The 11,666-nt window shown below is 30.5% G+C and carries 10 protein-coding genes; 4 read left to right on the top strand and 6 right to left on the bottom strand.

What is annotated here, in order from left to right; translation table 11 throughout:
- The first annotated feature begins 183 nt into the window (after positions 1 to 183).
- The 3 genes from GYM72_RS00050 to GYM72_RS00040 all read left to right on the top strand — a co-directional run bounded on the left by GYM72_RS00050 (position 184) and on the right by GYM72_RS00040 (position 3,038).
- Positions 184 to 1,110, top strand: coding sequence for a mevalonate kinase (locus tag GYM72_RS00050; protein ID WP_160542569.1), 927 nt, complete (start codon positions 184 to 186; stop codon positions 1,108 to 1,110).
- 53 nt (positions 1,111 to 1,163) lie between these two features.
- The gene (locus GYM72_RS00045; protein WP_220264285.1) at positions 1,164 to 2,060 is read left to right on the top strand and encodes a UbiA family prenyltransferase; all 897 of its coding nucleotides are present in this window, start codon (positions 1,164 to 1,166) and stop codon (positions 2,058 to 2,060) included.
- Positions 2,061 to 2,141: 81 nt separating this feature from the next.
- A complete protein-coding gene (locus GYM72_RS00040) occupies positions 2,142 to 3,038 on the top strand; it encodes a pseudouridine synthase (RefSeq protein WP_220264284.1) in 897 nt (298 codons plus the stop codon).
- A 21-nt stretch (positions 3,039 to 3,059) separates the two neighbouring features.
- Here the strand turns inward: GYM72_RS00040 and GYM72_RS00035 are convergent, their stop codons facing one another.
- Both GYM72_RS00035 and mltG read right to left on the bottom strand, forming a co-directional pair.
- Positions 3,060 to 4,058: an acyltransferase gene (locus GYM72_RS00035; RefSeq protein WP_220264283.1), complete on the bottom strand. Its 999-nt coding sequence runs from the start codon at positions 4,056 to 4,058 to the stop codon at positions 3,060 to 3,062.
- Positions 4,059 to 4,068: 10 nt separating this feature from the next.
- Positions 4,069 to 5,091 (bottom strand): endolytic transglycosylase MltG, encoded by a 1,023-nt coding sequence (mltG, locus tag GYM72_RS00030; RefSeq protein WP_220264282.1) that lies wholly within the window; start codon positions 5,089 to 5,091, stop codon positions 4,069 to 4,071.
- A 128-nt stretch (positions 5,092 to 5,219) separates the two neighbouring features.
- Here mltG and GYM72_RS00025 point away from each other — a divergent pair, with 128 nt between their 5' ends.
- Positions 5,220 to 5,942: a shikimate dehydrogenase gene (locus GYM72_RS00025; RefSeq protein WP_220264281.1), complete on the top strand. Its 723-nt coding sequence runs from the start codon at positions 5,220 to 5,222 to the stop codon at positions 5,940 to 5,942.
- 8 nt (positions 5,943 to 5,950) lie between these two features.
- Here GYM72_RS00025 and GYM72_RS00020 read toward each other — a convergent pair whose 3' ends face one another.
- From GYM72_RS00020 to GYM72_RS00005, 4 genes are all read right to left on the bottom strand, one after another.
- Positions 5,951 to 6,706, bottom strand: a complete 756-nt coding sequence (locus tag GYM72_RS00020) for an SDR family NAD(P)-dependent oxidoreductase (protein ID WP_220264280.1) — start codon at positions 6,704 to 6,706, stop codon at positions 5,951 to 5,953.
- An 89-nt stretch (positions 6,707 to 6,795) separates the two neighbouring features.
- Positions 6,796 to 7,458 (bottom strand): hypothetical protein, encoded by a 663-nt coding sequence (locus tag GYM72_RS00015; RefSeq protein ID WP_220264279.1) that lies wholly within the window; start codon positions 7,456 to 7,458, stop codon positions 6,796 to 6,798.
- A gap of 8 nt (positions 7,459 to 7,466) precedes the next feature.
- Positions 7,467 to 8,795 (bottom strand): DUF5689 domain-containing protein, encoded by a 1,329-nt coding sequence (locus GYM72_RS00010; protein WP_220264278.1) that lies wholly within the window; start codon positions 8,793 to 8,795, stop codon positions 7,467 to 7,469.
- A gap of 40 nt (positions 8,796 to 8,835) precedes the next feature.
- On the bottom strand, positions 8,836 to 11,631 hold the full coding sequence (locus tag GYM72_RS00005) for a hypothetical protein (protein WP_220264277.1): 2,796 nt from the start codon (positions 11,629 to 11,631) through the stop codon (positions 8,836 to 8,838).
- Positions 11,632 to 11,666 lie beyond the last annotated feature (35 nt).

The raw sequence follows: 11,666 nt of genomic DNA, 5'->3' as shown, positions 1-11,666 counted from the left end.
TTACTGAAAAATTTATGTCAAATTATTCATTTTCAGCAATATTATTTTGTTCATAAAGCCATTCGATTGAAATAATTTTTAAAATAAGAAACTGTCAAAGGTTTTTAAAAATATTAGTTAAATTTTAATTATAAAATTAATATAATGTGTAAATTTGTAACGTTTTTTGAAGAATATTAAAATATGAAGCATCCTTTATTTTATGCAAAAATTTTACTCTTTGGAGAATATGGAATTATTGAAAATTCAAGAGGGTTAACCTTACCCTACAATGCCTACAAAGGAACCTTACAGTTTTCATCAGAACTTAATGAAATTGAATCAAAATCAAATAAATCATTGCATAAATTTGCAGATTATTTGAAAACTTTATCGTTACCTGAAAAATTTTCGATTAATATTTCTCAGCTTGAAAAAGATATTGAAAAAGGAATGTTCTTTGATTCTAATATTCCTCAAGGGTATGGGGTTGGTAGCTCCGGTGCTCTGGTAGCTGCTATCTTCGATAAATATTCTGTAAATAAAATTTCATCTGATAAGATTCTAAAAACTGATTTAAAAGATTTAAAAAACGTTTTAGGACAAATGGAATCTTTTTTTCACGGAAAAAGTTCAGGTATTGACCCTCTTATCTGTTATATGAATATCCCGTTATTAATTCAGCCTAATGCAGATGTTGACAAAATAGGATTAACTGAGAGTAAAGATGGAAAAGGAGCTGTTTTTTTAATTAATTCCGGTATGCCCGGTGAAACAGAACCTATGGTTCAGATATTTTTCGAAAAACTTAAAAATGAAGGTTTTAGAAAAACTTTAAAAGAAGAATTTATAAAATATAATAACAATTGTATAGATTCTTTCCTAAATAGGGACATGGGATCCTTTTTTCAAAACTTGAAACATCTTTCTCTGTGGGCCTTAAATCATTTTACTCCTATGATCCCTCGAAAATTTTTAAAAATTTGGAAAAAGGGTATTGATACTAATACTTATTATTTGAAACTTTGTGGATCCGGAGGAGGCGGATATATATTAGGCTTTACCCAGGATTATGAAGCTACTGAAAAAATGTTAAAAAATTACAAAAAAGAAGTCGTATACCGTTTTTAATTATAAATCCCTTAATTTTTTTTGTATTTTTACCTGGTTAATATCCTTAATGGATGTACTCTTCAGGAAAAAAAATAATTTTAATTAACCTCTCTTTTTTGGTTAGAGTTAGAATTTTTAATGTAATTATGCTAATTCTAGCCATGTATATTTCTGCTATCTATTTATTTGGTGATGAAAAAAATATTGTTGAGAATTTAAAAAATATAAAGCTTCATGGTATAGTCTTATCCTCCTCACTAAGCGCCATGGCCGGTTATATAATAAATTTTTTTTACGATCAGGAAAAAGATATGGTATATAGACCGATAACTTCTATATTGCAACGATTTATCAGTAATGGAATAGCTTTACGATTTTACATTTTTTTCAATTTCATATCTTTAACTATTGCCATAGTGTTATCTTATCGTATTTTTATTTTTTTTCTAATTTATCAATTTATCATTTGGTTTTACAGCCATAAACTAAGTCGAATAGTTTTTATCAATAATTTGACTAATTCTGCAATCATGCTTTTTCCTTTTTTAGCGCTGTTTTTATTTTATGAAAATTTTTCTTCTTACATTTTATATCTTTCTGGATTTTTATTCTTTATCATATTCATAAAAGATATTTGTAAAGATCTTCTCTCTTATAAATATGATCATCTATTTAACTACCATACTTTGCCTAATACTTTAGGTATTATACCTACCAAAATTATATTAAATATATTATTTTGTTTATTATTAGGTATTTCCTTTCAATTAAGTTGCGAACCTCATCTTTATGAAATACGACTTTATTATTTACTAACCATACTATTATGCGTTTGTTCGATTGTGGTTATCTGGTTAAGTAAACCTCAATATATTCAGATATTAATATTTATGATCAAATTTTGGATTTTTTTAGGCACTATTTCTCTAGTATTTATTGATGGGAATCCCTTAACTTTGCACTTTTAATGAAGTTTGTTTAAAAATAGCTTTCTACCCTATTTATACGCACGTATATCATAAAGGTATATTAACATAGATTTGCAACAAATGAAAAATAATAAATCATACGACAGAAGAGGCTCTGGAAGAAATGAAAAATCTCATAAAAAAGAATATTTCAAAGCCAATGATAAAAAGGAAAATAAATCCGGCAAAAAAAATAAATTCGAGGATAAAAAAAGGTACGCATCCGCTGCTCCATTTAGAAAAAGATTACCTAAATCTCCTAAAGAAAATGACGGAACAAGACTCAATAAATATATAGCAAATTCAGGCGTTTGCAGCAGAAGAGAAGCGGATATATTCATTCAAAATGGAGTTGTTGAAGTTAACGGAAAAATTATTACAGAATTTGGGTATAAAGTACAACCGGGCGATGAAGTATTTTTTGACGGGAGATATATTCGTCCTGAAAAAAATGTATACGTACTTTTGAATAAACCCAAAGGTTATATTTCAACTACTAAGGATGAAAAGGCCAGAAAGACCGTATTGGATTTAGTCGCCAATGCTTCTCCTTATCGTTTATATCCTGTTGGACGATTGGATAGGCAAACCACCGGTGTACTTCTTTTAACTAATGATGGAGATCTTACTAAAAAATTAACCCATCCTTCCCATGAAGTTAAAAAGATTTATCATGTCACACTAAATAAAAAAGTATCGGTTGAAGATTTTGGCAAATTGCTGGAAGGTTTACGATTTGAAGAGGGAATAGCTAAGGTTGACAAGATATCCTATATTGAAGGAGCTCCAAAAAACGAAGTAGGAGTTGAAATCCATATCGGGTGGAATCGTATTATTCGAAGAATGTTTGAAAGGTTAGGCTATGAGGTAGAAAAGCTCGATCGGGTCATGTTTGCCGGATTAACAAAAAAAGCATTAAAACGAGGTTACTGGAGAATTCTCACAGACCTCGAAGTTAATACTTTAAAAATGCTTTAAATATTTGTTATTATAACTTTCCTATTGGAAAGTTTTTTTTTTCTTTATAGTTATCTTATTTACAATATTGTCAATTAATTTTTGCCATACATACGCTAAAATAAATGTTAAAATGAATGCACATATATTTTCAATGTTGGAAGGCAAAAACAGATGAAATAAATAGAGGATTTTCTCATGAAATATAAATAAGGTAAGGCTATGTATTCCTAAAAATGTAAGAATCGGAAATTTATACGACTTAAATAAAGAAAATAAATAACATAAGAACATACACAATGGCAAGGTTATAAGAATGAAAGGGGCTACATAAATTCCATACTCTTCAAAATAGGGAGTATAATAATAAAAATAATAAAGAAGACTTACTCCTACTATTAGACATAATGCAAACAAAACTATTGTAAATTTATTAAATTCATATTCCTTATTTCTAATTAAGAAATCGGCTAGCCAAAAACCTATAACGTAATGAGGTATTCTAAATGTTAAATTATAAAGATATTCGTACGTATTATAGGTTGAATAGCTAAAAATATAAGCTGCTGCTATGGCACATAGTGTAGTTGCAGTCTTATTTATTTTAAAAAACTTGTAATATAAAGGTGTTACAAGGTATAAAAACAAAAGTGCAGGAATATACCAATCATATATTTTTCCTAAACCCACATTTCTCCAATAGCCTAAAGTAGTTAAATTATAAAATAATGAATCTGTATTCCAAATCCCTAATTTTATCGCTATGATAGTAACTATTAAAACAACTGGATAATAATAAGGTAATATACGTAATGCTCTTTTTTTATAAAAATGTCTAATTGAATCATCATTATGGATAGAAAAATAGACACCAAAACCAGATACTAATATAAAAATATCCACCCCACCATAGCCTATCCGTTTAAAGAATTCTAAAAATTTTGATGTACCTACATACACGTGAGAATGGTAAAACATAACCCATAAAATGGCAAAACCCATCAATAAGGTTCTGTATTTACTAAGTAAATTTAATTTCATAATATTTATTTTAGTTTATTTTGAGCGAATTTAACCAATCAATGTAGTCTCTGGCATTTTTCATATGCTCTGTCGGATTGGAGGTGAAGGCATGTCTGCCGGTATTTCTTATGGCACACATATACAAATAATCAGTTTTAGCCGGATTTAAAACGGCATCGACTACAAAATCATTAGGAATACAAATAGGTAGAGGAGGTAAACCTTTATACTTATAGGTATTGTACGGAGAATCAATAGATACATTTTTTACTCTCTTAACTTGAACCTTAAAGCCATATACTTTTCTTTCAGCATACTGAACGGTAGGATCCGATTGTAATTTCATATCTTTTTTTAGACGATTAAGATATAAGCTAGCGATGATAGGCAGTTCGTCTTTTTTAACATATTCCCTTTGAACTATGGAAGCTAAGGTATAAACCTCTAGAACAGACAACCCTAATTTATCGGCTTCTGCTTTTCTTTTTTCATTCCAAAAACGGTTATGAATAGTTTCAAATCTTGAAAATAATTTTTCAGGCGAAGTATTCCAGTCCATATAATAGGTTTCAGGAGTGAAATATATTTTCAGTTCTTCCACATCATTATATCCTTTTAACGATGCTTGTTTTTTAAAATAATTTATAAAATGTAAAGAATCATCTTCTAAATTCTTACCTAAATCGGAAGCTAATTCATAAATGTCATCATATGATTTAATTCTTAAATGAACTTCATCTTGCTTGCCCAGTAATAAACGTCTGATTAAATCTTTATTATTTTCTCCTACATTTAATTTATATCTCCCAGCTTTTATTTTATCCGGATAATTTTCGGCATAAGCTACTTTGTCAAAAGATTCGATGTCTTTAAGATATGGAGCAAGCATTTTTTTTACCTGATGGTAACTAGCTCGAGTTGGAATATATATAAGCTTTTCCTGAATAACATTAGAGCTGTAATATTTTTTGTAATAAGGAACGCCTACTATAATTAATCCCAACGAAAATAATAAAAACAAAATTATTATAACAATAATTATTTTTTTCATATTCGATTACTTGGTTCGACAAACATCCAATTAGGATTAAACGCTACAAAAATACATATCTTTATTTAATTTGTATAATATAAACTTGGGTTTTTATATATTTGTTAGTAACTTCAAGTTGATTAAATATGATTTTAGGTTTATTAGGGAAAAATATTTCTTATTCTTTTTCCAAAAATTATTTCACGGAAAAATTTAAATTACTGGGATTAAAAGATTTTTCCTATAAAATATTTGATATTCCTTCCAAAAATGATATTTCAAAACTCTTTAACACGCCAGATTTAATCGGTTTTAATGTTACCATTCCTTATAAAAAAGATATACTAGATTTTCTAGATGAATTAAGTCCTGAGGCTGAAAAAATTGGAGCTGTTAATACGGTTAAAATTAAAGGTAAAAAAAGAATAGGTTATAATACCGATGCTATTGGTTTTAAAAACTCATTAGTTCCTTTATTAAAACCCCATCATCAATCGGCTTTAATTCTCGGTAACGGTGGAGCTTCCCAAGCGGTCGCTTATATATTACACCATCTTTCCATACCTTATACAATCATATCCCGAAACGGAATAAATACCTATAGCTCATTAACCCAAGAAATAATTTCATCTCACAATTTAATTATAAATACAACACCGGTAGGAACTTATCCTAATATAGATGATTGTCCCCCCATACCAGCTCATTTTTTTACCCCTGAACATTTAATTTATGATTTGATATACAATCCGGAAGAAACTAAATTGTTACAGCTGGGAAAAAAAGCAGGTTCACAAACTAAAAATGGATTGGAAATGCTCCATTTACAAGCTGATCATGCCTGGAATATCTGGTATGAAAATAAGTAACTAAATAATTATTTTCTGTCAAATAACGTTCCGGAAGCTTGAGCTTTGGGAAATATGGTCATATCCGCAATTTGTACATGGTCGGGTCTAGAAACGGCATAATAGATAGCATCCGCTATATCTTCTGCAACTAAAGGCTCAAAACCCTGATAAACAGAGTCTGCTCTTTTTTGGTCTCCTTTAAATCGAACTAAGGAAAATTCAGTTTCAACAGCACCCGGAGCAATATTGGTAACTTTTATCCCTTGAGTTAATAAATCCATTCTCATTCCTTTACTGATTGCTTCCACGGCATGTTTGGTAGCACAATAAACCGTTCCTTTTGGATAAGTTTCTTTTCCTGCAATAGAACTTATATTTATTATATGCCCTCTTTTGTTGGCAACTAAAATAGGCACGACGGCTTTGGATACATACAGAAGTCCTTTAACATTCGAATCGATCATCGAATCAAAATCATCAATTGAAGAATCCAAAAATGTGTCTAATCCATGGGCATTTCCTGCACAATTTACTAATATATTTATATCTTTCTTGTTTTGATCAGACAAACTTCCTATAGCAGAAAATACCGCTTCTCTATTTCCAACATCGAATGAAAGAGTGGTTATTTTCACTTTATCTTCCAATTCTTTTTTTATATCGTCCAATCTACTTTTTCGTCTTCCACAAAGTATAAGGTTGATTCCTTTTTCAGCGAAAATTTTCGCCGTAGCTTGACCTATACCTGAAGTAGCCCCGGTAATTAAAGCTGTTTTTTGCATATACTATTTTTAAAGAATTAACTTACTAAATATACAAAATTATTCCAATTAAAATAGCTTATAAAAAACAGTTTGTTTATTATTTACCTTTATTCAAAATTCGGAAAATTCTCAACCAATTCAATATCATCAACTCTAAAACCTCTATCATTACTTGCCGCTTCACTGAACAATTCTAAGGTTGAAATTTCTTTTAAAATTTCATCAGGAATTCTGATCATTACGCCTTTGTATTTGTTTCTATTGTTGAATGCATTGAGTTCAATATCGGGTAATGTCAGCTCTTTCTCATTAAATCTAATTCTTAGCTTGTTTGTATTAGAAATTTCATCTGAGTTATAAATATTTGCATTGAAATTATATCTCAAGGCTATATTTTTTCGGTTTCCTAATGGGATATTACTTATGATTAAAGATGATTCTTTGTTTGCCGGGAACCATATAAAAAATTCTTTCTTGGCAATTTCACTGGATCCGTTTAATTTTCTAATATCAGCCAACCTAAATGGATCCGAATAAACTGCTCCTTCAGCCTCTCCATCAAAATTAGTAACCGCAGATACTTTAGGCCATGGACTTGAAATAATTATTCCTCCCTTGACTTTAGTTACCTTATTAAAAGTTTCTTTAAAAAATCCGCTAGGAGGAATCGGTGGCGTTGAGTAGTCATCATTATCAACACAGGAGATAAGAAACCCCTTAACCACTAATCCAATTATTATAAGTGAATATGTGTATTTTAATTTCATCATTTCAATAATTAATCTTCCAATTGTATCGTATCAATCCTAATTCCTTTTTTATTTTTACTTGCCGATCCAAAAAATTCAATTTTTTGAGTACCATCCGGAATAGGAATTCGCACAGTATAAAAAGTATTTTTATTGTTGCTTATATCTAAAGCAATATGGGGCAGCTCCACTTCAACATCATTACATTTCACTATTAAATCATCCACAAAGCCAATATCCAATGAATTAAAAATGCCTACATTGAGTTTAAACGATAAAACCATTTGTTTATGACCGGATGTATTGATATGGTCTATAATTAATGAAGCATTAGTATTTGCCGGAAACCATACCAAAGGGGAAGGAAATGAAGTTCCTGAAGTTCTAATATCTGCTTTTCCATAAGGATCACTATAGGCGACCGATTGAGAATTATCAAAACCGTTTGCATTATTTATTTTAGGTCTTACGGATACATTTGAAACCTTATTAAAAGTTTCAATAAAAAAAGGTTGAGTAAGTGGAAAATCTTTGACATCTTCTATAGTTCTCAGGTTCAACCTATAGGTTTTATACTTTCCATCATATCGGGTCATAATTCCTCTCAATTTACCCTCTCCATAGGGAATTTTATATCCCGCAAAAGAAGCATAATTACTTATAGGTACAGCAAAATAATTGAGATTTATAGTATTTACCTGATTGTCTGTACTAGAATTGTTTCTAACAAATGTTTTTCCCGGTTCATTAAATTCTACTCCGCTGATTTCAACCAAAGTACACAAATATTTTTCATTATTATTGACCTCTCTTGCAGTTAACAATTTACCGGCTGAATTTCTTTTAATAACCAATTCTTCTTCTTTTTTTTGATCTTTACCCAAGATAATATTCGATTTCATAATTGAAGGAGATATTTGATCGACGATATATTTTTCCGGCTGAGTGGGAAGCATACCAATCTGAACCATACCGTTTTGCTTACCATAATAGAGATCATCTAATTTAATATATAGTTTAGATCCAAGCGGATAATAAGTATATAAGCTGGATTTATTAATGCTGAGTACAATCCCTTGAGTTCCATCTTCAGTAACTAAAAATAAATTTTTATAAAAATTTCCGGCATGATCTGTTGAAATAACATAGCCCTCTAAAATTTCGCCATTTGTAAAAGCTTGTGCCTCTATACCATTTTTTCCGGTAAAAACAGGAGCTGTTTTTAAAAGATCAGAAATGTATACAGTCGCTTGCATTAGCCGACCTTGATTTACTGACGGATTTTTATAATCATCATCATGTACACAGGCCAAGAGAAACCAAGATATAAATATAAATAGTACACTATTTTTAATCATTTTTTCAATTTTAAAATTTATCGTTTATTTCAGCATTAATTTAAAATCTAAAAGAAACGTTTATGAAATACGATCTGCCTCTATCGTAAAAAAGCTTATTTCCAAAAAGCGGATAGGCCAACGATTTATCTTTTTCCAATTGTTCATAATTGGAATATCTTCCTTGTTCAAATGATCCGGTAACATATCCTCTTTCATTTAAAATATTATTTATCGAAGCACTTAAACTCAAGGAATACTTACCCATTTTAAGGGATTTACCCAAAGAAGCATTTAACATAAAAACATCTTGAAATTGCTTCTGTTTTATAATTGATTTAACATTTTCTTGAGTAGCTCCCTCATATGGAAAAGCATCATCTTTCATAACAAAGTTTTTGGTTCTTGATAGAGAAGATATATTCGAATAATTATCTTGTAAAAAATTACCACTAACTCCTACCCACCAATAGTTAGGCGAATCATATTTAATTCCTACAACATATGCTTTTTGTGGTGTTCCCGTAATCTTATAATTTTTAATGAAAGAAGATCCGTAATTATGTACACCCGGTGAATTATCACTAAGTATGTACAAATTAGGATTATTTTTATATGTATATTGTCCTATAGATGCTATTCCGGAGAGGGTTAAAGATGGTGTTAATTTCCATTCCAACCCTATTTCGGACCCTAAATATTCTTTTTCAACACCTGCTAAAACTTCTGAAACAAACGCGTCTTCACTTTCATCTAAACTAACTCCTTTAGCATAATAACGAGTTATTTCTACCGCATCTTTTATCTTTGTATAGTATCCGGTAATCCTGGCTTTCACAAAAGGAGACCTTAAAATATATGTTAAATCATTAGTATTTATTCTTTGATTGGATATATGAGGTGTTATATCATTATTTAATCGGGAATTCACAAATATTTCATTTAAAGTTGGTGAAGACTCAAAATAGGCTAAGTTTACTATAATGAAATTTCTTCCATTAATCTTATAAGTAATTCCTGTTCTAAGACCCAATTCTGTAAAATTGGCTTTATTAGATTTTCCGTACGAATTATTCGGATATAATCCGTGTTTAAATTTTCCGTTTCTATAGGCTTCATTCCAACCGAATACTAATGATACTGCCATCTCCCAATGGTTTAACGTCACTCTTGAGGTAGCATTTCCCGTTATTTCCTGCCTGAACATTCGGTAATCATATTCCGTTTTCTCGCCTTTCCTTGCTACACTACCAGGTTTTAAGCTGTTATAATCATCGGTAGATGAACCGGAACCATCACCCTTTATAAATGAACTTTTATTTACGACAAAATCTGCTCCCAATAAATCATTTACCTCTCTATAATTATCTGAAACTAAATTTTGATAATTTAAATTGAGAAAAAATTTCCAATTATCGCTCAAAAAAGTCTGCAAATGAGTGGCAGCATTAAAGGTTTTATCTTTATAAACATCATCCACCAGGAAATAGGAAGCTCTTCTGCCTATTTGCCCGCTGTAGGGATCTTGATATGTTGGAGCATGATAATTTGTATTATATAAATATCCCCAATCGAGTTGAGTCACGTTGAGATCATTAGTCTTCCAAGCATGAAGAAAATTTTCATATTCCGTCATATTTTCCTGACTAAGCCAGTAACTAGGTAAATTTTTATAATAAGTTGGAGTTGGATTATCGGCTTCATACCTATTTAGACGGGAACTTTTATTATATCCAAATTGATATGAGGCTGTAGTTGTTAACTTTGATTTATCGCTTAAATTCCAATAATGAGTTAACATAAATATCGGCTCAAAAATTCTTTTAACCCTTTCATTTCTTTTATCTCCATCTTGCCAGCCCCAATATGAATTATAATTCTTACCTCTTAGGTCATATACTTCTTGTGTATTAGGACTCATTCCTGTTTTTCTTGTTGGAGTACCGAATGCAGTAAGATTTAGTCTGTGGTTATCATTAATTTTTTTCTCAAGAGATGCGAAGTACGCATAGGAATTATTATAGGTCCCATCAATTACTCCTTCTTCCATCCATCTTCTGGAACCTGAAAAAGTGAAAGCCCATCCCGACGGTAGCATTCCCGAGGAATACGTTGTCATGATTCTATGTTGATACGTACGATTTGAGAAAGAATAGGTTAGCTGAAATCCTTTCCTGTAAGAAGAAGAACGTGTATCGTAATAGGTTGTTCCTCCCAAATTGCTGAAAGAATAATCAGAGATGGTATTATTTTCCGCTAATTCGTAAGGATATTTAATAACATTATTTAAACCACCCCAATTTCCAAAATCAGGTTTTCCTGTATGATTTTTAGACATTGGAATACCATTAAACATAATATTTGCATAACTGTTATCAATTCCCCTTACTTTGAACCAGTAAGATCCTAATTCAAAAGAGGCGGTTTTAGAAAATACATCTTTAGAAGATTGTAATAATCCAATTCCGGTCATAGATTGAGAACTCTCTTCATCAGGCGAAAAATCATCTTCCATCAATGTCAATAAACCTTCATCCTCTTGAGAAGGATTATATTCTAATTTTATCACTCCTAAATCTTTCTTCGTTTCTTTAGGAAAAACTTTTACCGTTAGAGTTAAAGGCACATAACCTACTCTATTAATGATGATTTGATAAGTTCCGGCAGCTACATCTTTAAATTGAAAATATCCTACCCTATCGGATTTAGATTGTATCAAACGATCTTCACCTAAGCTAACGACAGCCTGATCCAAAGGCTTATCCTGGTCTCCTTTGAGATAACCATAGATCATAGTTTGCGCAAATATTACCTGATTTACAAAAAGTATCCAATACAATAACTTAAATTTCATCATCTTTTAGTAATTTCAAGAAGCCTATTGAAGCAAAT

This window comes from Apibacter sp. ESL0404 (genome assembly GCF_019469245.1).
Taxonomy (GTDB): Bacteria; Bacteroidota; Bacteroidia; order Flavobacteriales; family Weeksellaceae; genus Apibacter.
This window is presented reverse-complemented; position numbering and strand designations above follow the sequence as displayed.